General features: G+C 66.7%; 28 protein-coding genes. 8 read left to right on the forward strand and 20 right to left on the reverse strand.

All coding sequences use genetic code 11. The features are described 5' to 3' along the window. Positions 1-151 precede the first annotated feature (151 nt). Both LQF09_RS03615 and LQF09_RS03620 read left to right on the forward strand, forming a co-directional pair. Positions 152-1,030, forward strand: coding sequence for an ATP-binding protein (locus LQF09_RS03615; RefSeq protein ID WP_270069226.1), 879 nt, complete (start codon positions 152-154; stop codon positions 1,028-1,030). Beyond that, positions 1,027-1,977 carry a Nudix family hydrolase gene (locus LQF09_RS03620; protein ID WP_002931152.1) on the forward strand — a complete coding sequence of 317 codons (951 nt, stop codon included), beginning with the start codon at positions 1,027-1,029 and terminating at the stop codon, positions 1,975-1,977. The genes LQF09_RS03615 and LQF09_RS03620 overlap by 4 nt, the downstream gene beginning before the upstream one ends. A 44-nt stretch (positions 1,978-2,021) precedes the next feature. Here the strand turns inward: LQF09_RS03620 and yacG are convergent, their stop codons facing one another. From yacG to LQF09_RS03680, 12 genes are all read right to left on the reverse strand, one after another. After that, on the reverse strand, positions 2,022-2,243 hold the full coding sequence (gene yacG / locus LQF09_RS03625; RefSeq protein WP_002931151.1) for a DNA gyrase inhibitor YacG: 222 nt from the start codon (positions 2,241-2,243) through the stop codon (positions 2,022-2,024). Between the two features lie 9 nt (positions 2,244-2,252). Then, positions 2,253-3,008, reverse strand: a complete 756-nt coding sequence (gene zapD, locus LQF09_RS03630) for a cell division protein ZapD (RefSeq protein WP_002931149.1) — start codon at positions 3,006-3,008, stop codon at positions 2,253-2,255. Positions 3,009-3,096: 88 nt separating this feature from the next. Then, the gene (coaE, locus tag LQF09_RS03635; protein ID WP_002931147.1) at positions 3,097-3,720 is read right to left on the reverse strand and encodes a dephospho-CoA kinase; all 624 of its coding nucleotides are present in this window, start codon (positions 3,718-3,720) and stop codon (positions 3,097-3,099) included. A 17-nt stretch (positions 3,721-3,737) separates the two neighbouring features. Next, positions 3,738-4,556: an SPOR domain-containing protein gene (locus LQF09_RS03640; RefSeq protein WP_270069227.1), complete on the reverse strand. Its 819-nt coding sequence runs from the start codon at positions 4,554-4,556 to the stop codon at positions 3,738-3,740. Positions 4,557-4,638: 82 nt separating this feature from the next. Next, positions 4,639-6,003: a TrpB-like pyridoxal phosphate-dependent enzyme gene (locus LQF09_RS03645; protein ID WP_002931142.1), complete on the reverse strand. Its 1,365-nt coding sequence runs from the start codon at positions 6,001-6,003 to the stop codon at positions 4,639-4,641. Positions 6,004-6,035: 32 nt separating this feature from the next. Beyond that, positions 6,036-6,773, reverse strand: a complete 738-nt coding sequence (locus tag LQF09_RS03650) for a type III pantothenate kinase (protein WP_002931135.1) — start codon at positions 6,771-6,773, stop codon at positions 6,036-6,038. Continuing rightward, positions 6,770-7,600: a biotin--[acetyl-CoA-carboxylase] ligase gene (locus LQF09_RS03655; protein WP_002931133.1), complete on the reverse strand. Its 831-nt coding sequence runs from the start codon at positions 7,598-7,600 to the stop codon at positions 6,770-6,772. The genes LQF09_RS03650 and LQF09_RS03655 overlap by 4 nt, the downstream gene beginning before the upstream one ends. Before the next feature lie 133 nt (positions 7,601-7,733). Further along, positions 7,734-9,152: a nitrogen regulation protein NR(I) gene (gene ntrC / locus LQF09_RS03660; protein WP_002931131.1), complete on the reverse strand. Its 1,419-nt coding sequence runs from the start codon at positions 9,150-9,152 to the stop codon at positions 7,734-7,736. Positions 9,153-9,219: 67 nt separating this feature from the next. After that, positions 9,220-10,287: a nitrogen regulation protein NR(II) gene (gene glnL / locus LQF09_RS03665; protein ID WP_002931130.1), complete on the reverse strand. Its 1,068-nt coding sequence runs from the start codon at positions 10,285-10,287 to the stop codon at positions 9,220-9,222. A gap of 56 nt (positions 10,288-10,343) precedes the next feature. After that, the gene (locus LQF09_RS03670) at positions 10,344-10,829 is read right to left on the reverse strand and encodes a DUF4124 domain-containing protein (RefSeq protein ID WP_002938369.1); all 486 of its coding nucleotides are present in this window, start codon (positions 10,827-10,829) and stop codon (positions 10,344-10,346) included. Positions 10,830-10,967: 138 nt separating this feature from the next. Further along, the gene (gene glnA / locus LQF09_RS03675) at positions 10,968-12,377 is read right to left on the reverse strand and encodes a type I glutamate--ammonia ligase (protein WP_002931126.1); all 1,410 of its coding nucleotides are present in this window, start codon (positions 12,375-12,377) and stop codon (positions 10,968-10,970) included. Between the two features lie 218 nt (positions 12,378-12,595). Continuing rightward, positions 12,596-13,753 carry a cation diffusion facilitator family transporter gene (locus tag LQF09_RS03680; protein ID WP_002938375.1) on the reverse strand — a complete coding sequence of 386 codons (1,158 nt, stop codon included), beginning with the start codon at positions 13,751-13,753 and terminating at the stop codon, positions 12,596-12,598. A 96-nt stretch (positions 13,754-13,849) separates the two neighbouring features. Here LQF09_RS03680 and LQF09_RS03685 point away from each other — a divergent pair, with 96 nt between their 5' ends. Genes LQF09_RS03685 through clsB form a run of 4 tightly spaced genes read left to right on the forward strand, consistent with a single transcriptional unit; the run spans position 13,850 to position 17,385 of the window. Beyond that, positions 13,850-14,302 (forward strand): rhodanese-like domain-containing protein, encoded by a 453-nt coding sequence (locus tag LQF09_RS03685; RefSeq protein WP_037982547.1) that lies wholly within the window; start codon positions 13,850-13,852, stop codon positions 14,300-14,302. 53 nt (positions 14,303-14,355) lie between these two features. After that, entirely contained in the window at positions 14,356-15,456 is a 1,101-nt protein-coding gene (gene nadA / locus LQF09_RS03690; protein ID WP_002931115.1) for a quinolinate synthase NadA, read from the forward strand. 25 nt (positions 15,457-15,481) lie between these two features. Then, positions 15,482-16,231 carry an endonuclease/exonuclease/phosphatase family protein gene (locus LQF09_RS03695; RefSeq protein ID WP_270069228.1) on the forward strand — a complete coding sequence of 250 codons (750 nt, stop codon included), beginning with the start codon at positions 15,482-15,484 and terminating at the stop codon, positions 16,229-16,231. Then, positions 16,231-17,385 carry a cardiolipin synthase ClsB gene (clsB, locus tag LQF09_RS03700; protein WP_270069229.1) on the forward strand — a complete coding sequence of 385 codons (1,155 nt, stop codon included), beginning with the start codon at positions 16,231-16,233 and terminating at the stop codon, positions 17,383-17,385. Before LQF09_RS03695 ends, clsB begins: the two co-directional genes overlap by 1 nt. A 62-nt stretch (positions 17,386-17,447) precedes the next feature. On the opposite strand, the gene gluQRS is transcribed toward clsB, so the two are convergent. Beyond that, complete coding sequence (gene gluQRS, locus LQF09_RS03705) at positions 17,448-18,359, reverse strand: tRNA glutamyl-Q(34) synthetase GluQRS (RefSeq protein ID WP_270069230.1); 912 nt, start codon at positions 18,357-18,359, stop codon at positions 17,448-17,450. Positions 18,360-18,579: 220 nt separating this feature from the next. Here gluQRS and LQF09_RS03710 point away from each other — a divergent pair, with 220 nt between their 5' ends. Beyond that, a complete protein-coding gene (locus LQF09_RS03710; RefSeq protein ID WP_002931108.1) occupies positions 18,580-18,984 on the forward strand; it encodes a c-type cytochrome in 405 nt (134 codons plus the stop codon). Between the two features lie 19 nt (positions 18,985-19,003). Next, positions 19,004-20,545, forward strand: coding sequence for a sensor domain-containing diguanylate cyclase (locus tag LQF09_RS03715; protein WP_232433292.1), 1,542 nt, complete (start codon positions 19,004-19,006; stop codon positions 20,543-20,545). 20 nt (positions 20,546-20,565) lie between these two features. Here LQF09_RS03715 and LQF09_RS03720 read toward each other — a convergent pair whose 3' ends face one another. The 7 genes from LQF09_RS03720 to LQF09_RS03750 are packed head-to-tail and all read right to left on the reverse strand — an operon-like array spanning position 20,566 to position 25,468. Continuing rightward, on the reverse strand, positions 20,566-21,201 hold the full coding sequence (locus LQF09_RS03720; RefSeq protein ID WP_002938388.1) for a nitrous oxide reductase accessory protein NosL: 636 nt from the start codon (positions 21,199-21,201) through the stop codon (positions 20,566-20,568). Then, complete coding sequence (locus tag LQF09_RS03725) at positions 21,198-21,563, reverse strand: hypothetical protein (protein WP_002931104.1); 366 nt, start codon at positions 21,561-21,563, stop codon at positions 21,198-21,200. The genes LQF09_RS03720 and LQF09_RS03725 overlap by 4 nt, the downstream gene beginning before the upstream one ends. Then, positions 21,560-21,832 (reverse strand): hypothetical protein, encoded by a 273-nt coding sequence (locus tag LQF09_RS03730; protein ID WP_002931103.1) that lies wholly within the window; start codon positions 21,830-21,832, stop codon positions 21,560-21,562. Before LQF09_RS03730 ends, LQF09_RS03725 begins: the two co-directional genes overlap by 4 nt. Positions 21,833-21,846: 14 nt before the next feature. Next, positions 21,847-22,389 carry a nitrous oxide reductase accessory protein NosL gene (locus LQF09_RS03735; RefSeq protein WP_002931100.1) on the reverse strand — a complete coding sequence of 181 codons (543 nt, stop codon included), beginning with the start codon at positions 22,387-22,389 and terminating at the stop codon, positions 21,847-21,849. Positions 22,390-22,427: 38 nt separating this feature from the next. After that, positions 22,428-23,243 (reverse strand): ABC transporter permease, encoded by an 816-nt coding sequence (locus tag LQF09_RS03740; RefSeq protein ID WP_002931099.1) that lies wholly within the window; start codon positions 23,241-23,243, stop codon positions 22,428-22,430. Between the two features lie 10 nt (positions 23,244-23,253). After that, a complete protein-coding gene (locus LQF09_RS03745) occupies positions 23,254-24,201 on the reverse strand; it encodes an ABC transporter ATP-binding protein (protein WP_002931098.1) in 948 nt (315 codons plus the stop codon). Next, entirely contained in the window at positions 24,173-25,468 is a 1,296-nt protein-coding gene (locus tag LQF09_RS03750) for a nitrous oxide reductase family maturation protein NosD (protein ID WP_270069231.1), read from the reverse strand. The genes LQF09_RS03745 and LQF09_RS03750 overlap by 29 nt, the downstream gene beginning before the upstream one ends. Positions 25,469-25,490: the final 22 nt, after the last annotated feature.

A 25,490-nucleotide genomic window follows, 5' to 3' on the forward strand; every position in this document is an offset into this window, starting at 1 on the left:
TGCCAGGCCGGTCGCCGGAGATGCGATGTGTGGTTGATCTTCCTCGAACTCGGCGTTGCGCTGACCTTGGTGCTGGTTGTGTTGCGGGCGTTGAGGCCGCGGCCCCCAGCCGCGCCGCGCTCGCCCACGGATGATGGTGAGTCCTCAAGACATGACTGAATTGCAAGATCTTCTGCGCCGTGCCGAGCAGGTGCTCGAACGGCTCGAAACCCTGTTGCCAGGCCCGGTTCAGGCGCCCGACTGGACGGCGTCGGCCGCTTTCCGCTGGCAGCGCCGCCGCGGTCGTGCCGAGCTCAGACCGATTCGCCTGCAGCATCGCATCGCCCTGGCTGACCTCCACGATGTCGATGAGCAGAAGGCCCGCATCGATCGCAATACGCGCCAGTTCCTCGCTGGGCGCCGGGCCAACAACGTATTGCTTACAGGAGCCCGCGGTACGGGCAAGTCGTCGCTGGTGAAGGCGCTCCTCAACGAGTATGCGCCGCGGGGCTTGCGCCTTATTGAGGTGGACAAGACCGACCTCGTCGATCTGCCCGAGGTCGTCGAGTTGATCGAGGGGCGGCCCGAGCGCTTCATCCTGTTTTGCGACGATCTTTCCTTCGAGGAAGGTGAGGATGCCTACAAGGCCCTCAAGAGCGTGCTCGACGGCTCGGTTTCGGCGATGTCCGACAACGTGCTCATCTACGCGACATCGAACCGTCGCCACCTGATGCCGGAGTATCACGATGAGAATCTGCAGGCACGTCATGTGGATGGCGAACTGCACCCGGGCGAGGCGGTGGAGGAGAAGATTTCGCTGTCCGAGCGCTTTGGCCTCTGGATATCCTTTTATCCATTCAGCCAGGATGAGTACCTCGATATCGTCGCGCATTGGCTCGGGCACTTCGGCGTGCCGAAGAAGGCGATCGCCGCGGCTCGCCAGGACGCGCTGCAGTGGGCGTTGATGCGTGGCTCGCGTTCCGGGCGCGTGGCCTGGCAGTTCGCACGAGACCACGCCGGGCGGCTCGATGACGAGGGGCATGGCCGATGACGCGCAAGCTGGTCGATGTAGCGGCAGGCGTTCTGCTGCGCGCAGATGGTGCCTACCTGCTCGGGCAGCGCGCTCCCGACACCGTCTATGCGGGCTACTGGGAGTTCCCCGGTGGCAAGGTCGAGCGTGGCGAAAGTCCTGCGCAGGCGTTGTGCCGTGAGCTCGAAGAAGAATTGGGCATCCACGTTACGCACTTGCGACCCTGGCTGCGCCGCGAACATCTGTATGAGCATGCGCATGTGCGGCTGCATTTCTTCGAAGTCGCGGCCTGGCAGGGAACGCTCAACGACAGGGTGCACAGCGCTTTGGCCTGGGTCGCGCCGGGTGATCCCGTGCCTGCACCCATGCTGCCGGCCAATGGACCGATCCTGAAGGCGCTACGCCTGCCGCGCATCATGGGTATCACACAGGCAACGGCGATAGGCGCGGCCGAGCAGCTGAGTGTGCTCGAGCGCGCGCTGCAGCAGGGGCTGGGGCTGGTCCAGGTTCGCGAAGCGGCGCTGGACGCCGGTGAGCGGGAGCGCTTCGCGCGTGCAGCGCTGGACAGGGTCAGGGCCAGCGGAGGACTGCTGGTGGTCAACTCCGACCTCGAGTTGGCTCGCCGCATTGGTGCCGACGGATGTCACCTTACCGCGCAGCGCCTCCTGGCCAGCAGCGACAGGCCCGAGTTCGAATGGGTTGGCGCGTCGTGTCATACGCGCGCCGAGCTCGAGCATGCGGCTGCGCTGGGTCTGGACTATGCGCTCCTCGGTCCTGTGCAACCCACCGCGACGCATCCCGACCAGGCTGGATTGGGTTGGGCGCGCTTTGGCGAGCTGATCGAAGGTTTACCCATTCCGGTCTTTGCCTTGGGCGGCCTGACACAGAATGACATGTCAGAGGCGCGTGATGCAGGGGCGCATGGGATTGCGGCGATACGCGGTGTGTGGGGGCCGAAAGACGCCTGAAGGCCCAGGCGCGCTGCGGCTCAGCCCTAGCCGGCCTAGGCCGGTCAGCGATTGCGACCTTCGCCGACGCCGGGTGGCGCGAAGCCGTCGGCCTCATCCGGCGCGTCGGGAGGGGCAGTCGGCACCCGATAGGACTCCGACGCCCAAGCCCCGAGGTCGATCTGACGGCAGCGTGCGGAGCAGAACGGGCGGTGCTGGCTGTCCTTGCTCCACTCGACGGGCTTGCCGCAAGTCGGGCAGTTCACGGTACGCACGGGCTGGCTCATACGGAAGGGCTACAGGCTGCAGAAGGTGAGCTCGAAGGCGACGTCGCGCTCGGCCAGGCGGGGGCGCGCAACCGTCTCCGGCAGCATGAAGCGGACATTGAGCGCATACTTGTTGGCGCTGATCTCGGGGACCACGGCGTCCGTGCGCTCCAGCCGTACCCGGACCATTTGTGCCGTGCGCCCGGCCATTGTCAGCTGGAAGGCGCCGCTGCGCGCGAGCTGGCTCTCTGCGCGGCCGCTTGCACGCAGCAGGCGCAGCACGATCTCGATGCCATCGCGGATGGGGGCCATCGGATGGATCCAGGTGTCGAGGTCGCGGCGACGGACCTCGGGGTCACGGTTGAGCCAGTAGTGATAGGCCGGCAGATCGAACTGGCAGACGCCGCCGGGGATGGCGGCCCGGCTGCGAATGCTCATCAGCCATTCGTTCTCGCGCAGGTACTGGCCGATCTTGCCAGCCATGGCGAGGAGTCCGGTGGAGGCCTGCTCGATCTCGTAGAGCGCGCCTGCGAGCGCCTCTTCGGAGATGTCCGGGTTGTTGCGAAAGGACATCAGGATCTGGCGCTGGCGCTCGAGCTCCTGGACCAGATCAACCTTGAGGTCTGCACGACTTGCGACCTCGAGGGTCTCGAAGATCGTCTGCAGGGCGACGTGGTGATCCTGTGGAGCAGTGCCGCTGGAGAAGTGGGCGATCTTGACGAACAGGTCCTCGAGACGCAACAGCGTGCGGATGCGTTCGTTGAGAGGGTATTCGTAGCTAATCACCAGACACTATCCGCAAGTATCGCGCCGCTTGAGTTCGGGGCGATGATAGCACAGCGCCCGAGCGCCACAGGGCGAGTGGGCTGCGTGCTCAACGCGTCCTCGAGGCCGCGAGATAGCGTGCGTGCAAGCTTGCCACCTGCTGCTCCAGTGCCTCGAGGCTGGTGCTGTTGTCGATCACGTCATCGGCCGCGGCGAGGCGCGCCTCGCGGCTGGCCTGGGTCGCCATGATCGCGCGCACCTGTGCCTCGTCGAGGCCGCTGCGCGTGCGTACCCGCTCGAGCTGCAGGTGTTCGGGGCAATCCACCACGCAGATGCGGTCGCAGCGCTCACGGTAGCTGCCGGACTCGACAAGCAGCGGAACGGCGAGGATCACATAGGGGGCAGTCGCCGCGTGGCACTGGCGGGCGCTCTCGTCTCGGATCATCGGGTGCAGGATGGCCTCGAGCTGGCGTTTGGCCTCCGGGTGCGAGAACACCCTTGCACGCATGGCGGCCCTGTCCAGGCTGCCGTCGGCGGCGATCATTGAGGTACCGAAGGCACGCTGGATGGCGTCCATGGCTGCGCCGCCGGGCGCAGTGAGGCCATGCGCGATGAGGTCGGTGTCGACCACCTCGGCGCCAAGACGAGCGAAATGTGCTGCGGCAGCGCTCTTGCCACTGCCGATGCCGCCGGTGAGTCCGATGATGTACGGGCGTGGGGCGATGTCGTTCATTGCGGTTCCGTGGGGCGTCAGCGCGAGCAGGCCTGGCGCTTTGCGCCCACTCCCGGGACAGCCTGCTCGACGTTGCGCAACTGGGCCACAGGCAGGCTGGCCTGGATGCGGTGGGTGGTGGTCATGCGTGGTTCGATGCCGGCGTTGCGGACGCCGCGTTCGCGCAGTTGTCCGAGCAGCAGGCGCGCACGACTCTCGGTCTTGAATACGCCAAGGGAGACCGCGAACTGTGTAGGGCCCGGCTCGGGCACGATATAAGTATCGGTGACACCGAGGATGCGCAACTCGGCGACACGTGCCTCGGCTTCTGCACGGCTGCGTTGCGGTGGAATGCGTACCCACCAAGAGTCCGGCGTTTCGCTGCGGCTGCGTGCTGCAGTGACGCCGATGCGGCGCAGGCGCGCGCTGAGCCGCTCCGCTTCGTCTGCGGACAGGCCGCCCCAGGCCTGGCAAACGGTCGGTGGCGATGCGGCTTCGGCAGGCGGCGGCTCCGCTGCGGCGGGTGGCATGGGCGCGGTGGCGGCAAGCGTGGGGGGCTCGGCTTCGCGTGCCGGATCGGGCGTCGGATCGGGCGGGGAGGGCATTGCTTCGGAGGTGAGCTGGCCGCTGGTGTCTGCAGAGGGCGATGCGGCCGTGGTCTGCTCCGCGGGCTCGGCCGCCACTGGCGCGCCGGTGGCGGTCTCGCTCGATAGCCGGATGTGTTCCGGGTTGAGCTGGTTTGCGATGCGCTCCGGTTCGCCGCTCGGTGCCGGGGTGCCGAGCCAGCCCTGTATCGCGGCCAAGGCCAGGATGTTGAGCATCAGCAGCAGGATGATCAGAAAGCGCAGAACGGTCATGCGGCAGGCGTATCGGGATCGGGTGGCGGTGGCGGGCGGCGACCGCGGGGCCTGGCGGGCCCCGCGGCTGTCGCCGTCGACATCAGCCCAGCTTGGGCAGATGCGCGAGCGAAGCGCTTACCGCCTCGGCCGGGTAGTCGTAGTTCTCGAGCTTGCCGGACAGGAAGCGCTCGTAGGAACTCATGTCGAAGTGCCCATGGCCGGTAAGGTTGAACAGGATGGTCTTGGCCTCGCCGGTGGCCTTGCACTTGAGCGCTTCGTCGATCGCCGCCCGGATCGCGTGGCAGGACTCGGGAGCGGGAATGATGCCCTCTGCACGCGCGAACTGCACGCCGGCCTCGAAGGTGGCAAGCTGCGGTACAGCGACCGCCTCGATCAGCTTTTCGTGGAAGAGCTGGGATACCAGCGGCGAGTCGCCGTGGTAGCGCAGGCCGCCGGCGTGGATGCCCGGCGGCATGAAGTCGTGCCCGAGCGTGTACATCTTCATCAGCGGCGTGAAGCCCGAGGCGTCGCCGTAGTCGTAGGCGTACTGGCCCTTGGTGAGGGTGGGGCAGGAGGTCGGTTCGACTGCGACGCAGCGCAGATTCTCGGCACGCTTGTCGCCCGCCGCCTTGTCGGCGAGGAAGGGGAAGGCGATGCCTGCAAAGCTCGAGCCGCCGCCGCACGGGCCGATGACCACATCCGGGTAAAGGCCGACCTTGTCGAACTGCTTCTTGGCCTCAAGCCCGATGATGCTCTGGTGCAGGACCACGTGGTTGAGCACCGAGCCGAGGGTGTAGTTGGTGTCGGCGCGGCTGGCCGCTTCTTCTACCGCCTCGGAGATGGCGATGCCGAGCGAGCCCTGGTTGTCGGGGTCCTCGGCGAGCAGGCGACGGCCGGTCTCGGTAAGCTCCGACGGGCTGGCGAACACCTCGGCCCCCCAAGTCTGCATCATCAAGCGGCGGTATGGCTTCTGGCCATAGCTGACCTTGACCATGTAGACGCGGACCTCGAGCCCGAACATCTGGCCGGCGAAAGCGATCGATGAGCCCCACTGGCCAGCGCCGGTCTCGGTGGTCAGGCGTTTGATGCCGGCCTGCTTGTTGTAGAAGGCTTGCGGCACGGCCGAGTTGGGCTTGTGCGAGCCTGCGGGCGAGACGCCCTCATACTTGAAGAAGATCTTTGCTGGGGTGCCGAGCATCTGCTCGAGACGGACCGCGCGCACCAGCGGGCTCGGCCGCCACAGGCGATAGATCTCGCGCACCTGCTCGGGGATCGGGATCCAGCGCTGGGCGCTCATCTCCTGCTCGAGGATGGCGCCGGGGAAGATGGCCCCCATCTGCTCGGGTGTCGCCGGGTTGCCATCCGGGCCGAGTGGCGGCGCGGGCGGTGTCGGCAGGTCGGCGACGACGTTGTACCAGTGGGTCGGAATGTCGGCGGCGTCGAGCAGGATGCGGGTTGCTTCCATCGTTTGTTCTCCCTTCGCGAGTATGTTCGCTGTCATTGTGGATGAATTTCGCCGGCTGCGGCGATTGCGCCCAGGCCAATCAGGACCAGGTTGTCTACGCGCCGCAGCGGAATGTCGAGCAGGCCGGCAAAGCTGTCTGCTGCGCCGCCGCCGAGCAGGCACTTGGCCTGAGGCTGGCTGGCGATCTGGCGGAACATGCGCTCCACCGCGCCGGCCTGGGCGAGCAGGCAGCCCGAGTGGATGGCATCGACGGTGCGTCGTGGCTGCAGCGTGAAGCGGCCTTCGGCGAGCGGGAGCTGAGCCGTGCCGTGGGCGAGTGCGTGCTGCATCAGGTCGACACCAGGCAGGATCAGTCCGCCGAGGAATTCGCCGTCGGCGCTCAGCAGGTCGATCGTCGTGGCCGTGCCTGCGGTGACCACGAGGCAGGCCTGGCGGTGCAGCTGGCGTGCCCCGATCAGTGCCGCCCAGCGGTCAGCGCCCAGGCGCGCGGGTTGTTCGTAATGGTTGCGGACGCCGCAGCAGTTTGCGCCCGGACGTAGCCATTCGATGCCGATGCCCGCCAGGGTCTGGTCCAGGTGTGCGGCGATTGCCGCCCCGGCAACATTGCAGCCCACGGCCCGCGACAGGGCCGGGTAGCGCGCGCGCAGACTGGCCAGCGAGCCGATCGCATCATGCGCGAGTGCGCCCTCTTCGATGGCCTGCAGTGGCGCGTCGGCGGCGGTGAGCCGCCACTTCACGCGGGTGTTGCCGGCATCGATGAGCAGGATCACGCCTGTCCTCCGCCGCCAGCGCGCAGCGAAACATCGCCGACCAGTACGCGGCGCATCCCCACAGCCGTCTCCAGCAGCAGGGCGCCGTCCTCGTCGACGCCGCGACAGATGCCTTGCAGTGTCTCCGCTTCGCCACTGATGCAGACGGGCAGGTCGGCGAAGGCGTTGCGTTGCTGCCAGGCGTCGCGCAGGGCGACGAAGCCCGCGGCGGCGTAAGTGTCGAGCAGGCTGCGCAGCTCCGCGAGCACGGCGGCCAGAACCGTAGCTCGTGTCGGAGGCGCCGTGTCGAGGGCATGCGCAAGATCGGTGACGCCGCGCTGCTCCGGAACCTGCGCGTCTGCCGGGAGCTGCAGGTTGATGCCGATGCCGATCACCGCGGCGGGTGTGCGGCCACGGCCGGGCAAGAGCTCGACGAGGATGCCGGCAAGCTTGTCGCCGTGGATCAGTACGTCGTTCGGCCACTTGAGCTGCACGCCCTGCGCGCCGAGCTCCTCCAGTGCGCGCGCGAGCGCGAGGCCGGCAACCAGCGACAGCCCGGCGGGCACTGGCGCACCTGGAGCGAAGCGCCACAATGCCGAGAACGTCAGGCTGCCGTCATCCCAGGACAGCCATTGTCGTCCGCGGCGGCCGCGCCCCGCGCTCTGGCGGTCGGCGATCAGCACATGAATGAAGCCGTCGTCAGCCGGTGTGGCTTCGATCAGTGCGCTATTGGTGGAGGTGCAGTGAGCACGCCAGTCGATCACGAAACTGTCGGCCAGCCGTCCGAGTCGGTGCTCGAGCGCGCGTCGTGCTTCTATCTCGCGGGAGGCGGGTGAGGCATCAGGCACTGCGGACGACTGCGCTGGGGCAGCCGTCTGAGGTTTGGACGATGACAAGGCGGGAGTCCGGCAAACATTGAGATCGCCGCATTATCCGCCATCCCGTGCTTGCGCACGAGTGTCCCGCCCGCCCCGCTGGTGTTCAGTGCTCGCCGTCGTCGCCGTTGCGCACGTCGTCCATGCCGAGTTCCTGGATCTTGCGGCTGATCGTGTTGCGACCGATGCCGAGCAGTTGTGCAGCCTCGATACGGCGTCCGCCGGTGGCCGCCAGGGCGCGGCGGATGAGTGTGCGCTCGAACTCGCGCGTGAGGCGGTCGAACACCTCACCTGGGTGGGTGGCGATGAGGCGGTCGGCTTCCGCACCCAGTCCTTCCATCCAGCTCGTTGGTGCCTCGCGCCCGGGTTGGTCGCGGATCTCCGGCGGTAGGTCGGTGACTTCCACGATCTGTGCCGGGGCCATCACCGTCAGCCAGTGACACAGGTTCTCGAGCTGGCGGACGTTGCCCGGGAAGGGCTGTGCCTGGAGGTACTCGAGTGCGGCATCCGAGATGCGCTTCCGCTCGACACCCAGCTCCTGGGCGCTCTTTTGCAGAAAGTGGCGAACGAGCAGCGGGATGTCCTCGCGCCGCTCGCGCAAGGGAGGGAGGCGCAGACGAATGACGTTCAGGCGATGGAAGAGGTCCTCACGGAACAGGCCCTGGCGAACGCGCTCCTCCAGGTCCTGGTGGGTTGCCGCGATGACGCGCACGTTCGAGCGGATCGGCTGCTGGCCACCAACTCGGTAGAAGTGGCCATCGGACAGAACGCGCAGCAGCCGGGTCTGCAGCTCTGCCGGCATGTCGCCGATCTCATCGAGGAACAGGGTGCCGCCATCGGCTTGCTCGAAGCGACCGCGGCGTTGGGTGGCGGCGCCGGTGAAGGCGCCGCGTTCGTGGCCGAAGAGCTCGGACTCGAGCAGGTCGCGCGGTATGGCCGCGGTGTTGATGGCGATGAAGGGGGCGTCGCGGCGAGGGCTGTGGCGGTGCAGCGCCCGTGCGACCAGTTCCTTGCCACTGCCCGACTCGCCGTTGATCAGTACGGTGGCGTGGGAGTGGGCGAGACGGCCGATGGCACGGAAAACCTCCTGCATCGATGGTGCCTGGCCGAGGATCTCGGGCGCGACGGCCGTATCTTCTGCTGCACCATTCTGGTGCGCGCCTTGCTCCAGTGCGCGGCGTACCAGTGCGACCGCCTGGTCAACGTCGAAGGGCTTGGGCAGGTACTCGAAGGCGCCGCCCTGGAACGCCGATACCGCGCTGTCCAGGTCCGAGTACGCGGTCATGATGATGACCGGAAGGTGAGGGTGGCCGGTCTTGACCTTTTGCAGCAGGTCGAGCCCCGACTCGCCGGGCATGCGGATGTCGGACAGCAGCACCGCCGGCGGGTGGGGGGTGGCTTCGAGCTCGGCCAGGGCGTCGCTTGCGGAGCTGAAGCTGGCGTGGTTGATGCCTTCGCGGCTGAGTGCCTTCTCGAGCACCCAGCGGATCGAGCGGTCATCGTCGATGATCCAGACTGTATTCATATCAAATGCACTGTTTTTGTGCGCCTGTCGTGCACCTCAGCCCCAGGGAGGGCAGGCGGTGACCCGTTCAGGTGCGTTCGGAAATCGGCAGCAGGATCGAGAAGCAGGTTCGCCCCGGGCGGCTGTCCACGTCGATCATGCCTTGATGTTGCTCGATGAAGCTCTGCGCCAGGGACAGGCCCAGCCCGCTCCCGCCGTCCCGGCCCGACACCAGCGGATAGAAGATCTTGTCGCGGATCTCTGCTGGAATGCCGGGGCCGTTGTCGATCACTTGCAATTCCAGTGCCAGCTTGAAGCGACGCTTGGCGAGCGTGACCTGGCGTGCGATGCGCGTGCGCAGCAGGATCTCGCCGTGGCCCTCCAGCGCCTGGGCGGCATTGCGTACGATGTTGAGCGTGGCCTGGATGAGTTGCTCGCGGTCGGCCGTGAGTTCCGGAAGGCTGAGGTCGTAGTCGCGCCGGATGCTGAGTTGAGGAAACTCGGCCAGGATCAGTCGGCGTACGCGTTCGAGCACGTCATGGATGTTCAATGGCGCCGGGCGCATCATGCTGTGCGAGCTGAGCAGACGGTTCATCAGGTCCTGCAGGCGGTCGGCCTCGGCGATGATCACGTCGGTGAACTCGCGCAGCTGCGGGTCATCGAGTTCGTGCTGAAGCAGCTGTGCAGAGCCACGGATGCCGCCGAGCGGATTCTTGATCTCATGGGCGAGGTTGCGGATCAGCTCCCGGTTGGCTTGCTGCTGGTGCAGCAACTGCTCTTCACGGGCGACGCGCAGCTGGGCGTCGATCGGGCGGAACTCCAGCAGCAGCCGCACGCCGGAGGTCTCGACCGGTGTGACCGTGCAGTCGAGCCGTATCGGTTCCGAGCCGTTGCGTGTGATCGTCAGGTCTTGTCCGGTATAGCTCCAGTTGGTGCGCAGGGCGTTGTCGAGCGCGGCGGACAATCCGGGCGGTGCGCCCAGCATGCGGGCGAGCGGCTGACCGATCAGCTTGCGCTGGCTGATCGCGAACAGGTTCTCCGCGCCCGGGTTGATGTAGCGGATGAAGAGCTTGCCGTCGACCAGGACGACCGCCGACGACAGCAGTTCGAGTCCTGCAAAGGGGCCGTTGGCAGCGTGTAAGGGGGGCGATGGCATGGGCGCGTCCAGAAGTTACGGCAATTCATAAGCAAGATGCGCGCCATGCATTGGGCCTACCGCAGGCCAGAGATCTCCCGACGTAGTGCCTCGATGTTGCGCTTGTGCAGTTCCACCTTGTCCTTGAACGGCTGCAGCCGGTCCAGCACCTTCTGGTAGTTGCGCTCGTCGCCATGGCGGATCGACTCCTGCTCGGCAAGCGCCTTCTCGGCCTCGGCAAGTGCGGACTCCTCGCCCGCGAGCTCGTTGCTCAGCACCTCGCGGCGTGCGTCGTCTCGGCTGCGCTGGTCGGCGGGACTGACGCGCGGAAAGGCGCCAGGACTGGAGCTGCCTTGGGGGGTGGTTGCCGCCGGGCGGCGAACTGGCGCCGGGACCGAAGACACCGGCAGGTCCGACTCAAGGCGTACGCAGCCGCGCCCGAGGCTGCGGTCATTGGTATAGGTGATGCGGCCGTCGGCGTCGGTGCACTTGAAGATGTCCGCCTGGGCGGCAGATGGCAGGAGTACGAGCAGTGCCAGAGGCAGGAGTGTTGACGTTCGCATGCGCTTTTTGCCGGGGTGGAGTGCGGCTGCGCAGTGGCGCAGCCCGGCCCGAAACCGTGCGGGACGAGCCTGGATTAGACCCCAGAAAAAAGGGACGGGCAATGCCCGTCCCTTTCGTGATGTCCCGTAGCGCTCGGCTTACAGGCTGTAGTACATGTCGAACTCCACCGGGTGGGTGGTGATGCGCATGCGGTCCACCTCTTCCATCTTCAGCGCGATGTAGGCGTCGATGAAGTCATTGGAGAACACGCCGCCACGGGTCAGGAACTCGCGGTCCTTGTCTAGGTACTCCAGCGCCTGTTCGAGGCTGGTGCACACGGTCGGGATCAGCGCGTCTTCTTCCGGCGGCAGGTCGTACAGGTTCTTGTCGGCCGGATCGCCCGGGTGGATCTTGTTCTGGATGCCGTCCAGGCCCGCCATCATCAGTGCGGCGAAGCACAGGTAGGGGTTGGCCAGGGGGTCCGGGAAGCGCGCTTCGATACGGCGGCCCTTCGGGTTGGCGACGTAGGGGATGCGGATCGAAGCCGAACGGTTGCGGGCCGAGTAGGCCAGCTTGGTCGGTGCTTCGTAGTGCGGCACCAGGCGCTTGTACGAGTTGGTGCCCGGGTTGGTGATGGCGTTGAGCGCGCGGGCGTGCTTGATGATGCCGCCGATGTAGTACAGCGCGGTCTCGGACAGGCCGGCGTAGCCGTTGCCCGCGAACAGGTTCTGGCCATCCTTCCAGATCGACTGGTGCACGTGCATGCCGGAGCCGTTGTCACCGACGATGGGCTTGGGCATGAAGGTGGCGGTCTTGCCGTACTGGTGTGCGACGTTGTGCACGATGTACTTGAGCACCTGGGTCCAGTCGGCGCGCTTGGTCAGCGTGCTGAACTTGGTGCCGATCTCGCACTGGCCGGCGTTGGCCACCTCGTGGTGGTGCACTTCGACCGGCACGCCGCAGGCCTCGAGCGCGAGGCACATGGCGGCGCGCACGTCGTTGAGGCTGTCGACCGGGGGTACCGGGAAGTAGCCGCCCTTGACGCGCGGACGGTGGCCGGTGTTGCCGCCTTCGAACTTGTCGGCGGTGGACCAGGCGGCCTCTTCCGAGATGATCTTGCTGTACACGCCCGACATGTCGACCGACCACTCGACGGCGTCGAAGATGAAGAACTCGGGTTCGGGGCCGAAGAAGGCGGTGTCGCCGATGCCGGTGCTCTTCAGGTAGGCCTCGGCGCGCTTGGCGATCGAGCGCGGATCGCGGTCGTAACCCTTGCCGTCCGACGGCTCGATGACGTCGCAGGTGATGACCAGCGTGGTTTCATCGAAGAAGGGGTCGATGTAGGCCGACGAAGGCTCGGGCATCAGAACCATGTCGGAAGCCTGGATGCCCTTCCAGCCGGCGATCGACGAGCCGTCGAACGGGTGGCCGTGCTCGAAGTGCTCTTCTTCGAAGGCCGAAACCGGCAGGCCGACGTGCTGTTCCTTGCCGCGGGTGTCGGTAAAGCGCAGGTCCACGAAGCGCACTTCGTTTTCCTGAATCATTTTCATGACGTCTTGGGCGTTCATTTTCACTCCTGGTGAGATGAGGCGGTCTTTGCGTTGAGCGGGTGGAGCAGCGGTACGAGATCGATGCGCCGGATTCGTGTGAGGCGTATAAGCACTAAGCGTGCCAGGCGCTAGCGGGCTGGCGAGTCATTGTGCCACAAGGGCAAGTGCTCGAAAGCGGTGCCCATTCCTCAAGAGGTTGGCACCACAATGGTGCATCGCATGGATTGAATGCACCATTATGGTGCAATCTCCTGGAGCAGCCTGATTGCGCGGTAGTGCGGGTGCTCTTCGAGCCACGCGTCCACACGGTTGCGGATGGCTGTGACTTGCCCCTGGTCCAGGGCTGGGGGCAGGAAGAGCTCCACCTCGAGGCGCTGGCCCAGGTAGTGAATCTGGACACGCTTTGGCTGCGGGACTTCCGGTCCGAGCAACAGGCGGACGTCGGCGAGCACTTCGGCGCGCTCGGGAACCGGGCCGGCAGGCACCACCTGCAGGTCGGTGTCGTCCTCGGGGTCGATATGCACCAGTACGTCGCGGACTTCGGGGTGGGCGTCGCGCACCCGGAAATAGACCGCGTCCGAGATGCGATGGCCCTCCGACACGGTGATGTGAGGGCTGACCTGGACGTGCGCGTCGCACAGCACGCGGTCCGCCATGCGCCGCGTACGCATGTCGTGCAGGCCGATCACGCCGGGGGTGTCCTCTATGGTGCGGCGCAGGCGTGCAAGCTCCTCGGCGGGCAGGCCGGTGTCGATCAGTTCGCGCACCGCCTTGAGTGCGAGCCTGATTCCCATATGCAAGATCAGGAAGCCCACCACCGCGGCGGCCAGTGGTTCGAGGAAGGGGTAGCCCGCCAGGCTGCCGCCAATGCCTGCGGCGACGACCAGTGACGACGCGGCGTCCGAGCGTGCGTGCCAAGCGTTGGCTTCCAGCATCGGCGCCTTGAGCCTGCGCCCGGCTGCGAGCGTGTAGCGGAACAGGCCCTCCTTGGCGGCCAGGGTAAGCAGCGCCATCAGCAGTGCTGCAGGGTGCAGTGCGGGCAGAGCTTCAATATCCTGCAGGCGCAGGCCCGAGCTCCACAGGAAGCCGATGCCCACTGTCGCGAGCACGACGCCCAGTACCATGGTCGTTACCGTCTCGATGCGGCCATGGCCGTAGGGGTGGTCGAGGTCGGCCGGGTGCGCGCTCTGCTGACCGGCGATCAGAACCATCAGGTCGGTGACGAGGTCCGATAGCGTGTGAGCCGCATCGGCAACCAGGCTGAAGGCGTTCGCGAACAGGCCAACCACCACCTGGCTGATGGCCAGGCTGGCGTTGGTGACGATGGCGATCAGGGTTGCACGCCGGATACCACGGCTGCGGGCCTGATCGGCCGCGGGCGGTTGATGCCGCATCGGCGGCAGCTGAGTATGGGGGGCGGGGCCGTGAGGCTTCATGGCATGGAGGACGCGCTATACTTCGCCGACTTTCGACTGTGGACGGATGATCGCATGGGAACCCTCTCTGATTTGCTGACGCTTGCACGCGAGCGTGCGGAGAACCTGGGCGTGCCCTACCAGGGTGCGCTCACGCCCGCCGAGGCGTGGCAGGTCATGCAGCTTGCCCCAGGGGCGCGACTCGTGGACGTGCGTACCCGTGCCGAGCTCGACTGGGTTGGGCGTGTGCCCGGAGCGGTCGAGATCGAGTGGAAGACCTACCCCTCGATGCAGGATAACCCGCACTTCATGACCCAGCTCAAGCATCAGGTCGACCCGGAGGCGCTGGTCATGTTCCTGTGCCGCTCCGGTGCACGCTCGGACTCCGCAGCCAAGGCCGCGTCGGTGGCGGGGTATGGCAACTGCTACAACATCCTCGAGGGTTTCGAGGGTGATCGCGATGCCAGTGGGCAGCGCAACAACATCGGCGGCTGGCGTCACGCCAACCTGCCCTGGCAGCAGGGCTGAGGGCGCGCAGCGCCCCAGGCCTCGAACCTCTCGCAAGGACCCGGACCCGCATCATGCAAGTTGCAACCATCAGCTTCGACCGCTTCAACGTGCTCGCCGACGACGAGGCGCAGGCGCGCATCCGCGCCGCCCGCGCCCGGCTTGGCGAGCGGGCGGTGCTGCTCTGCCACCACTACCAGCGCGCTGACGTCTACCAGCACGCCGACCTCACCGGCGACTCGCTCAAGCTCGCCCGCCTGGCCTCGCAGACCGACGCCGAGTTCATCGTCTTCTGTGGTGTGCACTTCATGGCCGAGGTGGCCGACATTCTGTCCAAGCCCAGCCAGGTTGCCATCCTGCCCGACCTCGCGGCCGGCTGTTCGATGGCCGACATGGCGAGCCTGGCCAAGGTCGAGCGCTGCTGGCGTGAACTCGCCGAGGTGCTCGATACGCCCGACGCGCTGATCACGCCGGTCACCTACATCAACTCGGCAGCCGATCTCAAGGCCTTCTGCGGTGAGCACGGCGGTATCGTGTGCACCTCGACCAACGCGCCGACCATTCTCGACTGGGCCTTCTCCAAGCGCGAGAAGGTGCTGTTCTTCCCCGATCAGCACCTCGGGCGCTGGACCGGTTTCAAGAAGGGCATTCCGCTCGACGAGATGGTGGTGTGGGATCCCGACCTCGAGTACGGCGGCCTCACGCCCGAGCAGATCCGCAAGGCGAAGGTCCTGCTGTGGAAGGGCCACTGCTCGGTGCACCAGATGTTCCAGCCGGTGCATATCGACCGCTGGCGCGAAAAGCACCCCGACGGCTTCGTCATCTCCCACCCGGAGAGCATGCTCGAGGTGTGCCAGAAGTCCGATTACGTCGGTTCCACCGAGTTCATCCTCAATACCATCACCCAGGCGCCACCCAATACCCACTGGCTGGTGGGCACCGAGCTCAACCTGGTGAGCCGGCTGGCCGAGGAGATGAAGCCGCAGGGCAAGGTGGTGCAGTTCATGGCACCCACGGTGTGCATGTGCTCGACGATGCAGCGCATCGACCCACAGCATCTTGCGTGGACGCTGGAGAACCTTGCCGAGGGCAAGGTGGTGAACCAGATCAAGGTGCCCGAGCACGAGGCGGAGTTGGCGCGCATTGCGCTCGACCGCATGCTCGCCGTGTCCTGATCGAGGCCGACGGGGTGCGGCGGCGATGACGCTCAGGATCTGCACCTACAACATCCACAAGGGCTTCTCGCAGTTCAACCGCCGCATGGTGGTGCATGAACTGCGGGAGCGCCTGCGTAGCCTGGACGTGGACCTCGTCTTCCTGCAGGAGGTGCAGGGCCTGCACCTCGGCCACCCGGCACGCCATCCCGACTGGCCGCTGCAGCCCCAGCACGAGTTCCTCGCCGAGGATGCCTGGCACCAGACCGCCTATGGCGGCAATGCGGTCTACGACCACGGCCACCACGGCAACGCCATCCTCAGCCGCCACCTCATCCTCAGCACGGCGAACCAGGACGTATCGGATCACCGCTTCGAGCGCCGCGGCCTGCTGCACTGCCAGGTCGAGATGCCGCAGTTCGACGTGCCGGTGCACTGCGTGTGCGTGCACCTGGGCCTGATGGCCGGCAGCCGGCGGCGGCAGATGGCGGCGCTGGCCGAGCGCATGGAGCAGCTTGCCCCCGGTGATGCGCCGCTCATCATCGCTGGCGACTTCAACGACTGGCGCAATCATGCCGACGACCTGCTCGGCTCCAGGCTCGGCCTTACCGAGGCCTTCGGTGCGGGGCGGGGGCGGCCGGCGCGCAGCTTTCCCAGTGCGCTGCCCTTCTTCCGTCTCGACCGCATCTATGTGCGTGGCTTCCGTGTGCGCCAGGCGCAGGTGCACTACGGCGCGCCCTGGGCGCAGATCTCCGACCATGCTGCGCTCACCGCCGACCTGGAGCCCGAGCGCTGATGCAGTTCCTGGCCGGCAACGCAGTGGCGCTGCTGGAGAGCGGGCAACAGTACTTCCCCGCCCTCGAGGCTGCGATCGAGCGTGCGGAGCTCGAGATCTTCGTGCAGAGCTACATCTTCGAGGACGACCGCAGCGGGCGGCGCATTGCCGATGCGCTGGCGCGGGCAGCGGCGCGTGGCGTGGCGGTGCGCGTGATGGTGGACGGATTTGGCGGGCGCAGCTTCGTCGCCGGGCTGGAGTCGCGATTGCGCGATGCCGGAGTGCAGGTGCTGATCTACCGCCGTGAGTTGCGTCGCTTCTCGCTGCAGCGCCACCGTCTGCGCCGCCTGCACCGCAAGCTTGTCGTCATTGATGGCTGCGAGGCCTTCGTCGGTGGCATCAACATCATCGATGACTACGAGCCGCATGGTGTACAGCATCCGCGTTACGACTACGCCGTGAAGGTGGAGGGGCCGCTGCTCGAGCCCATTGTCGCCTCGGCGCATCGCTTGTGGCGGCTTGTGGCCTGGGCCAGCTTCCAGCGTCGCGAGCACCACCCCTTGCGTGCCGAGGCCCGCACAGAGCCAGCGGGCGAGATCCGCGCTGCCTTCGTGCTGCGCGATAACCTGCGCCATCGGCGTGCGATCGAGGAGGCCTATCTCGAGGCGATCGCGCGCGCGCGGCGGGACATCGTGATCGCCAACGCCTACTTCTTTCCGGGCCGCCGTTTTCGCCACGCGCTCGCCGAAGCCGCTGCGCGCGGCGTGCGGATCACCCTGCTGCTGCAGGGGCTGGCCGACCATCCGATGCAGGCTTACGCCACGCGTGCGCTCTACCCATACTTTCTGGCCTGCGGGATGCGCCTGTTCGAGTATCACCGCAGTCACCTGCATGCCAAGGTGGCGGTGATCGACGACCACTGGGCAACCGTGGGCTCCAGCAACATCGACGCCTTCAGCCTGTTGCTCGCGCGTGAGGCCAACGTGGTGGTGGATGATGTCGGCTTTGCACGCCAGTTGCGCGGCAGCCTGGAGGCTGCGATGGCCGAGGGCGCGCAGGAGCTTAGGGCAAGCGACTGGCGCCGCCTGCCCTTGCTGCGCCGTGGTCTGAGCTGGCTGGCCTACCAGTGCGTGCGTCTTGCGATTGGTCTGGCGGGGCTGGGCCGGGTGCACTGAGCGTGGCGCACCAGCGTCGTCCGGGAGTCCGCCCGCGTCGATTCCTGCGCTTGGCTGGAGGCTCAGAAGAAGGCCGTTGCGACGGCCTGCCGGCAGCGAGGCACTGCATCGATCGACCAGTGGGCGAGCGCCCACGCCCAGATCTGCGCGAGGGGCGCGGACGCCAGCGTCGGTGGCGGCGCCTGGCCGAGGAAGCGCAGTGCAGCGAGCAGCGCCGCGGCGGGGGGGGCGTCGTCGATCGCACGCGCCAGTGTCTGTTTCGAGAGTTTCTCTCCCGCGGCGTTGGTCGCAAGCGGCAGGTGTGCGTAAGTTGGTGGCGGAGCCCCGAGCAGTCCCTGCAGGTGGATCTGGCGTGCGGTCGAGTCCAACAGGTCTGCGCCGCGTACCACGTGGGTGACGCCCGCCGCAATGTCGTCCACGACCACGGCGAGCTGGTATGCAAACAGGCCGTCCGCACGCAGCACGACGTAATCGCCGGCGTCACTCGCGAGCTCGAGCGATTGCGGTCCCTGGACCAGGTCGTTGAAGCGGATCACGCCCTCGGCCCGTACCCGCCAGGCGCGTGCGCTGCGACCTGCTCCCAGGCCGTCGCGGCAGGTGCCTGGATAGCGGCGTGAACCGTCGCGGGCAAGCGGTGCATTGGCTAGCTCGCGACGGGTACAGGCGCAGGGATAGGCCATGCCCGCGGCGACCAAGGTATCAAATGCATGGCGGTAGGCCTCTCCACGCCGGGATTGCCAGACGATGTCGCCGTCCCATTCGAAGCCGAAGCGCGCCAGCGTGGTGATGATGCGATCGGCCGCGCCCGGCACGGCACGTGGCGTGTCCACGTCCTCGATGCGCAGCAGCCAGCGTCCGCCGCGCGCGCGCGCGTCCAGCATGCTGCCGACTGCGGCCACCAGTGAGCCGAAATGCAGGGCACCGGTTGGAGAGGGGGCAAATCGGCCAATACAGGTCCGGGAGGTGCAATTCATGCGCTTGGTGTGGGTTTGTCTAAGCGCTGCCCGCCCGGTTGCTGGTGCATCCAGGAGGCGCCTGGCGGCGGATCATAGCACTGCGTCGATCTGCCGCAGCGGCAGCAGGCCTCGCCCCAATTTGATGGCCATCAAGCCAATATGACGGGAATGCCGTTAGTGTGCGAACGACTCGCAGGCTGTGCTCGCGTGACCCAACATGACGAATCGGAGAGACCCCATGATCAAGAAGCCCTTCATCCTTGCCGCGCTCGCCTCGGTGGTACTTGCCGCCTGTGGCGGTTCCGACTCCGGTGCCCCGGCGGCGGCCCCCGCCCCGGTAGCCGCCGCTCCCGCACCCGCCGCTCCGGCGGCGCCTGCCGCACCCGTGAATGCAGCCGGCGAGAGCGTGTACAAGAAGACCTGCGCACTGTGCCATGCGGCGGGTGTCGCGGGCGCCCCCAAGCCGGGCGATAAGGCAGACTGGGAGCCGCGCATCGCCCAGGGCGACGAGACCCTCTACAAGCACGCCATCGAGGGCTACACTGGTTCCAAGGGCATGATGCCGGCCCGTGGCGGTGGTGCATCGCTGACCGACGACGAGGTCAAGGCCGCCGTGGACTACATGGTCGCGCTGTCCAAGTAAGCAGGCGCGATCAGGCTGCATGGGCGCGCGCGCGCCCTGCAAGAAGCAAGAATGGACCCCACTGGGGTCCATTCTTGCTTCTTGCGCATGGCATGAGCGCACTTCCGCTCCGTTCGCACGCGTTGTCGGCCCGCTGACGATGAGGCAATATCGTGCATCGGCGTCCAGGCAGAGCGAAAGCGCCATGCGTATCCTTCTCATTGATCTGGTGTCCGACGACTGCGTTGCATCGGCGACGATCGCTGCGCGTCTGGCCGGCTGTGCTGAGGTTGAGGCGTGCCGCCCGGCGTTTGATGGCAGCGGGCCGCGCGGCAACATGTCCGGGTTCGACCTGCTGCTGTTGGTCGGCGATGACGACGCGGCACTGCTGAAGACATGCCGACGCGTGGCCGAGGATTCCGCTGTTCCGGTGGTCGTCATCGGTCCCTGCGACGGGGTTGAGACCGCGATCGCGTTGATGAAGGCGGGGGCGGTTGACATCGTCGTCCGCGACGAACGCGGCGACTGGAGCGGGCGTCTGGTCGAGGTGGTGTCCGCTGCACGCGTCCGGGCCCGGCCGCGTGACAGGCAGCCGTATGTCGACGAGGGCCGGCGCCTGGAGCAGATCGTCGATGGCTCCTCGGTGCCCACATTCGTCATCGACGGCAGTCACCAGGTGACGCATTGGAACCGAGCCTGTGCGCAGCTGACGGGTATCCCAGCCAATGAGATCGTCGGCACCGGCGAGCACTGGAAGGCCTTCTACACCGAAGCACGTCCCTGCCTGGCCGATCTTGTCGTCGATGGCACGGTCGGGAGCGAGATCGACCGCTACTATGCGGGCAAGGGGTACCGCCCGTCGGCGACCCTGCCTGGCGCCTACGAGGCCGAGGACTTCTTCGCTGCTTTCGGAGATGGCGGGCGCTGGCTTTACTTCACGGCTGCGCCCTTGCGCAATGCGCGTGGCGAGATCATCGGTGCCGTCGAGACCTTGCAGGACATCACCGAGCAGAAGCGGGCCGAGGCGGAGCTGCGTCGCAGCGAAGAGCGCTTCCGGCTGTTGTCGATCACCGATGGCATGACGGGGCTTTTCAACGCGCGCCATTTCGTGCAGCGACTGACCGAGGAAATGGATCGGGCCGAGCGTTATCGTCATCCGCTGTCGCTGATGATGATGGACGTGGACGATTTCAAGCTTTTCAACGACACCTGGGGGCATGTCGAGGGCGATCAGGTCTTGATCCGCCTTGCCGAGTGCGTTACCGCCTGTCTGCGCCGGACGGACCAGGCCTTCCGTTATGGTGGCGAGGAGTTCGTCGTGCTGCTGCCGGAAACTCGGGTGAGAGAGGCGCTCGCTGCCGCAGAGCGGGTCCGGGCATTGTTTCGTGAAAGCAGCTTCCTCCCGGAAGGAGCGCCCGCTCTGGTGCATTGCACCGCCAGCATTGGTGTTACGCGTTTCGTTCCAGGCGAGAGTTCACGCGATTTCGTCGCGCGGGCCGATCGTGGCGCCTACGAGGCCAAGCGCCAGGGCAAGAACCGGGTCATACGTGCCTTCCCCGACAGCGGCGAATTACTGGACTGAATGCAGGACCGTGCCGGGGATCAGTGCGTGTGGTGACCGTGGTTAGCGTCGCGCAGGCTGCCGACGACGGCAGGGTCGATGTCCGTGAAGTGCAGCGCGCGACCGCCCTGTGCGGCGATGAAGGCCTGGGCGGCCGCCGTGCTTGCGAAAGCGGGGAGGTCCGGGCCGCGCATGGGGCCTCGTACGCGGGCCTCGATCACGAACACCGCCGTCCGCGCGTCGAGCCAGCTGCCGTCCTCGAAGTTGGCGACATACAGGGCGGCGGCGTCCTCCGCGCTGTGGCTGGCGTCGAAGCGGCCGGGCTCGGCCAAAAACATGAACAGATCGACCGGCGAGTCGAAGAAGTGCGCCGAGCCGTCGGTGAAGATGATCTGTGCAGCCCAGCGCGGGAAGCGCGCGGGATACATGCCGCACACCGGGCAACGTGCCTCAGCCGGGACAGGGCGAGCCTCGTGCATGGCCAGGCCTGAGGCCGGGTCGTATGGGTGTGGCGTCGACACCCGCGTCGGCGGAACGATGCAGATGTCCTCGAAGGGCGGTTCGAAATCGGTGCCTGCGCGCGTGCCGTGGCGCCAGAACAGGGCGCCCGCTAGCCCCGCGGCAAGCAAGGCGCCGCCGGCCAGCAGGGTGCGGCGGCGACCGTTCAGCGTCGTCATGCGCGCTCGCTGGCGAGGAGCGGGTCCTGCATCAGGGCATCGATGATGCGCAGCAGGTTGTCCTCGGCCGTGTCCCCGGTGCGGGTGAGCGGGTCGGCGACCACCAGGCCCTCGGCCAGATGCAGGTGGTTGGGTGTAGTGGCCAGGCCGGGATGGGTCGGCGCGGTATCGATGCCAAGCTCCTTGCCGTCCGGGCAGCGCCAGCGCACGGAGTAGGCGTCCTGGGCGGCGTAGCGGACGGTGATCTCGACGCCGTTCGCCAGCTCGAGCAGCATGGCGTCCTGGGTGAGGCGGGGCTGCGCGGCGAAACAGTCGGCGCGCTCGGTGGCGAGCACCGAGGCAAGGTGCGGATGCAGGCTCATTGTGCGTTGGCCTCCTTCAGGATGCGTGCGACTTCGCTGCGTGCGATCTCGTGCGTGTCGGCGAGGATGCGTGCGGCAAGGTAGTGCTCGTAGGCCGGGTGTTCGGGCAGTTCGGCGTGCGCGATACGGGCGAGGAGTTCGTCCGCCGAGCCGGCGCCAAGGGCATTGAGGACATCGCGGCAGTTTTCCCGGCTTTCGTACATCAGCCGGCTGAGCCGCTGCACATGCGCGGCATCATCGGGAGGGAGGGCGCTGTAGACCGGATCCATGTTCTATTGCCTATTTACATTCGCTGATCATGAAGGGCGCCACCGTCCAGGACGACCATGTCCGGGGTGACGTCGTTGAAACGCAGCACGCGGCCGCCATGTTCGTCGGCGAAAGCCTTGGCTTCGGCCTCGATCGAGAAGGAGGCTGCCGTGGGGCCCATGCTGCCCAGTCGCCTGGAGCCGAAGACGTAGAACGCCGTCTTGGCGTCTATCCAATGGCCCTTCGGGCTGTCCCAGTCGGCCTTGCCCATGTCCTGCACGAAAATGGCGCGGACGACGCGTGCCTGCTCTGGGTTGAGGTAGATGCTGAACATCTCGATGGTGTCGCAGAACCAGTCGGGCTCGGCGCGCCCTGCGTAGTGCATCTGCACCTTCGGGCCGGGATAGTCGGCGAGCAGCATGCCGTCGAGTGCGCAACTCGAGTTGAGATCGATCTCGAGCGGCACCAGGTTGCCGGTACCGCCTTCGCTGCCGCTGCCGCAGGCAGCCAGCAGGCCAGCGCCGGCAGCGGCCATCAGAAAGCGGCGGCGGCTCTGGCAGGCGTGATGTGTGCACATGAGGATTGCTCCATTCAGTCAGAACGTATTGCAGGGTCTCAGCGCCGGAAGCGCCAGGCGGCAATGGCCAGCGGTGCTGCGATCCAGCCCGCCATCACCAGGCCCAGCAGCCAGGGCTGGGCGAGGGTGGCCGGGAAGACCGTGGCCAGGCCGTAGAGCGTACGTACATCTTCCAGCGTGAAGATGTTGAGGATGCGGAACACGTCGGCCGGGTTGAGCAGCATCACGTAGGGCAGCGCCTCGCCGCCCCACTGGCCGCCTGTCACCACCAGCACGCCCAGCACCAGCAGGTCGAAGATCAGCACGAAGAAGAACCACAGCGCGATCGCGAGGCCTGAGGCGCGGGTACGGTCGCTGGCGAACACCGACAGCATCACTGCCAGGCTCAGGAAGGCGCAGCCCAGCAGGACCGAGCTGAGCATGAAGCCGAAGTAATGGAACAGCGCGTTGAGGTCGAGTTGGGCCGACAGCACGATCCCGACCAGACCGAAGCCGGCGATGGTCGAGAAGGTGAGCGCGCCGGCCAGGCCGAGGTACTTGCCCAGCAGTAGCTCGAAGCGGGTGATCGGCATCGACAGCAGGAGATCGAGCGAGCCGCGCTCGCGTTCGCCGACGATGGCGTCGAAGCCGAGCAGGAGCGCGATCAAGGGGATGAGGTAGATGACCAGGCTGACCAGGCTGGCAATGGTGACCTCGATCGAGCGGAACCCGACCGCGCCTTGCTGGGCCGAGCCGAAATAGGCGATCGACAGCGCGAACACGGTGAATACCAGGGCCACCGCAAGCACCCAGCGGTTGCGGATGCGGTCCCAGAATTCCTTGCCGGCGATGGTGGTGATCTGCGAGAACTCCATGGCCTGCCTCTCAGTCCGAAAAGCCGAAGAACACGTCTTCGAGCGAAGGTTCGCGCACGCTCAGGTCGAGCACCTTGCCGTCGAGCGAGGCCAGCGCGGCGATGACGGCCATTTTCGATTCGCGTGCGCACTGTACTGCCACGTGGTCGTCGTGCGCCTCGACGGCACCGACGGGCAGATGGCCGAGCACCGCGCGCACCGCCTCGAAATCGGCTGGCGCAACGCGCACGTCGAACCACAGCGGCAGGTCCATCCTTTCGCGCAGTCCGGCCACGGTGCCGACGGCCTGTACCTTGCCTGCAGCCATGATGGCCAGCCGGTCCACGCGCTCCTGGATCTCGGCCAGGATGTGCGAGGTGATGACGGTGGTCACGCCCTCGCTGCGCAGCTGGCGCAGGATGGCATAGAAGCCGCGGATCGCCTCGGGGTCGAGGCCATTGGTCGGTTCGTCGAGGAACAGGATGCGCGGCCGCCCGAGCAAGGCCTGGGCAAAGCCCAGGCGCTGACGCATGCCTTTCGAGTATTCGCGCACGCGTCGGCGGGCGGCGTGAACCAGGCCCACGCGCTCCAGTACGCGCATGTTGTCGGCGGGCGACACCCCTTTGAGGCGGGCGAAGAAATCGAGGGTTTCGAGCCCGGTCAGGTTGTCGTAGAGGACGACGTTCTCGGGCAGGTAGCCGACCTTGCGGCGCACTGCGCGGAAGCTGCCGCCGCCAGCGCCCACCGGGGCGCCATCGATGCGGATCTCGCCGGCGGTGATCGGGATCAGGCCGAGCATCATCTTGAACAGGGTGCTCTTGCCGGCACCGTTGTGGCCGATGAGGCCGAAGAGCTCGCCCCCCCGGATGTCGAGGTCGACGCCATCGACCGCGTGGATCGCACCGAAATGCTTGCGCACGCCGCGGGCGACGATCATCGCCTTGCCGGCCTCATTGAGCGCGGGGGAAGTGTCTGCCACGCCATTGGCTCCAGTCAGGGTTGTTGGGCTCCATCCGCGGATTCGGATCGACGACGCTTTGCGCGCGCAGCAGCGGGAACTGCTGCGCGACCATGCGCAGGGTCTGCACTGCCGGGCTGCCGAGCAGCAGCTTCATCATCGGATGGCGCCAGGTCAGGCGGTCGACGAGGTCATTGGCCTCGTAGGGCACGTCGCCGATGCCGTCGCCGTCACGGTCCCAGCCGAGGTAGTTGCCCCAGTGGTTGCCTTCCTGTTCGCCCCAGACCATGTCGCGCGCGCCGACGTAGCGCACCTGTTCGCGGTTGAAGATGAAGTCATTGCGTTCGACCACGTTGTTCTTGGAGCCCGCCCACAGGTGGATGCCGACCACGTTGTCGACCACGGTGTTGCCGCGCAGGGTGTTGTACTCGGCGTCGTAGATGAAGAAGCCGCGCTGGTTGCCGGCGACCACGTTGTTCTCGATCACCGAATCCTGGATGGTGCGCAGCATGATGCCGTGGTCCGAGTTGGCCCAGGCGCGGTTGTTGCGCACCGTCAGGCGGCGCACTTCCATCAGCGCCAGCCCGCCGCGGTTCATCCAGGTCTCGTTGTTCTCCCACAGGTTGTCGTAGGCGTTCATGTAATGCGTGCCGTAGCGACTGTGGTGCAGCTTGTTGTCACGGAATTCGGCGTCATGCGACACATCGACATAGAGCGCATCGCGCACGAAGCTGACGTTGTTGCCGATGATGCGCGCCCGGCGGGTGTTGTAGAGCTGAATGCCGTTGCCGCGCTGTGGCGAGGCGTACTCGCGCTTGCCGGTGATCAGGTTGCCCTCGATCAGGACGTCGTTGGCCTTCTCGATCCACAGCCCGAACAGGCTGTAGGTGATGTCGCAATTGCGCACCACCACGCGGTCCGAGCCGGGAAAGATGTAGATGCCGGCGTTCTGCTCGCGCAGGCTGTCGCCGGAGTCCGACACGATCAGACCCTCGATCGTGACGTCGCTGGCGGTGATGCGGATGGTGTCGCCGCGCAGCCCTCCCGAGATCGTCGGCCGGTTGAGCCCACGCAGGGTCAGCGCCTTGTCGATGCGCAGGTTCTCGACGTAGCGTGCGCGCTCGACTTCCACGGTGTCGCCGGCCGCCGCACGCTCGATTGCGGCCTGGATCGATTCGCCTGGCTGCACCCGCCAGGTCGCCGCATGGGCCGGCAGGATCCCTGCGGCGAGCAGGACGACGAAGGCGATGAATACGGCAAGGCGAAAGGGCAAGAGGGGGTGGGGCATTGTCTGCTCTGTGGCGAGGCTG

Origin of the sequence: Thauera sp. WB-2 (assembly GCF_027594845.1) — a bacterium.
Taxonomy (GTDB): Bacteria; Pseudomonadota; Gammaproteobacteria; order Burkholderiales; family Rhodocyclaceae; genus Thauera; species Thauera mechernichensis.

Excerpts from the sequence above, each read along its gene's own strand:
- LQF09_RS03615 (WP_270069226.1), top strand. The coding sequence starts at position 152 with ATGACTGAATTGCAAGATCTTCTGCGCCGTGCCGAGCAGGTGCTCGAA.
- LQF09_RS03620 (WP_002931152.1), top strand. The coding sequence starts at position 1,027 with ATGACGCGCAAGCTGGTCGATGTAGCGGCAGGCGTTCTGCTGCGCGCA.
- yacG (WP_002931151.1), bottom strand. The coding sequence starts at position 2,243 with ATGAGCCAGCCCGTGCGTACCGTGAACTGCCCGACTTGCGGCAAGCCC.
- coaE (WP_002931147.1), bottom strand. The coding sequence starts at position 3,720 with ATGAACGACATCGCCCCACGCCCGTACATCATCGGACTCACCGGCGGC.
- LQF09_RS03640 (WP_270069227.1), bottom strand. The coding sequence starts at position 4,556 with ATGACCGTTCTGCGCTTTCTGATCATCCTGCTGCTGATGCTCAACATC.
- LQF09_RS03645 (WP_002931142.1), bottom strand. The coding sequence starts at position 6,003 with ATGGAAGCAACCCGCATCCTGCTCGACGCCGCCGACATTCCGACCCAC.
- ntrC (WP_002931131.1), bottom strand. The coding sequence starts at position 9,152 with ATGAATACAGTCTGGATCATCGACGATGACCGCTCGATCCGCTGGGTG.
- glnL (WP_002931130.1), bottom strand. The coding sequence starts at position 10,287 with ATGCCATCGCCCCCCTTACACGCTGCCAACGGCCCCTTTGCAGGACTC.
- LQF09_RS03670 (WP_002938369.1), bottom strand. The coding sequence starts at position 10,829 with ATGCGAACGTCAACACTCCTGCCTCTGGCACTGCTCGTACTCCTGCCA.
- glnA (WP_002931126.1), bottom strand. The coding sequence starts at position 12,377 with ATGAACGCCCAAGACGTCATGAAAATGATTCAGGAAAACGAAGTGCGC.
- LQF09_RS03680 (WP_002938375.1), bottom strand. The coding sequence starts at position 13,753 with ATGCGGCATCAACCGCCCGCGGCCGATCAGGCCCGCAGCCGTGGTATC.
- LQF09_RS03685 (WP_037982547.1), top strand. The coding sequence starts at position 13,850 with ATGGGAACCCTCTCTGATTTGCTGACGCTTGCACGCGAGCGTGCGGAG.
- nadA (WP_002931115.1), top strand. The coding sequence starts at position 14,356 with ATGCAAGTTGCAACCATCAGCTTCGACCGCTTCAACGTGCTCGCCGAC.
- LQF09_RS03695 (WP_270069228.1), top strand. The coding sequence starts at position 15,482 with ATGACGCTCAGGATCTGCACCTACAACATCCACAAGGGCTTCTCGCAG.
- clsB (WP_270069229.1), top strand. The coding sequence starts at position 16,231 with ATGCAGTTCCTGGCCGGCAACGCAGTGGCGCTGCTGGAGAGCGGGCAA.
- gluQRS (WP_270069230.1), bottom strand. The coding sequence starts at position 18,359 with ATGAATTGCACCTCCCGGACCTGTATTGGCCGATTTGCCCCCTCTCCA.
- LQF09_RS03710 (WP_002931108.1), top strand. The coding sequence starts at position 18,580 with ATGATCAAGAAGCCCTTCATCCTTGCCGCGCTCGCCTCGGTGGTACTT.
- LQF09_RS03715 (WP_232433292.1), top strand. The coding sequence starts at position 19,004 with ATGGGCGCGCGCGCGCCCTGCAAGAAGCAAGAATGGACCCCACTGGGG.
- LQF09_RS03720 (WP_002938388.1), bottom strand. The coding sequence starts at position 21,201 with ATGACGACGCTGAACGGTCGCCGCCGCACCCTGCTGGCCGGCGGCGCC.
- LQF09_RS03725 (WP_002931104.1), bottom strand. The coding sequence starts at position 21,563 with ATGAGCCTGCATCCGCACCTTGCCTCGGTGCTCGCCACCGAGCGCGCC.
- LQF09_RS03730 (WP_002931103.1), bottom strand. The coding sequence starts at position 21,832 with ATGGATCCGGTCTACAGCGCCCTCCCTCCCGATGATGCCGCGCATGTG.
- LQF09_RS03735 (WP_002931100.1), bottom strand. The coding sequence starts at position 22,389 with ATGTGCACACATCACGCCTGCCAGAGCCGCCGCCGCTTTCTGATGGCC.
- LQF09_RS03740 (WP_002931099.1), bottom strand. The coding sequence starts at position 23,243 with ATGGAGTTCTCGCAGATCACCACCATCGCCGGCAAGGAATTCTGGGAC.
- LQF09_RS03750 (WP_270069231.1), bottom strand. The coding sequence starts at position 25,468 with ATGCCCCACCCCCTCTTGCCCTTTCGCCTTGCCGTATTCATCGCCTTC.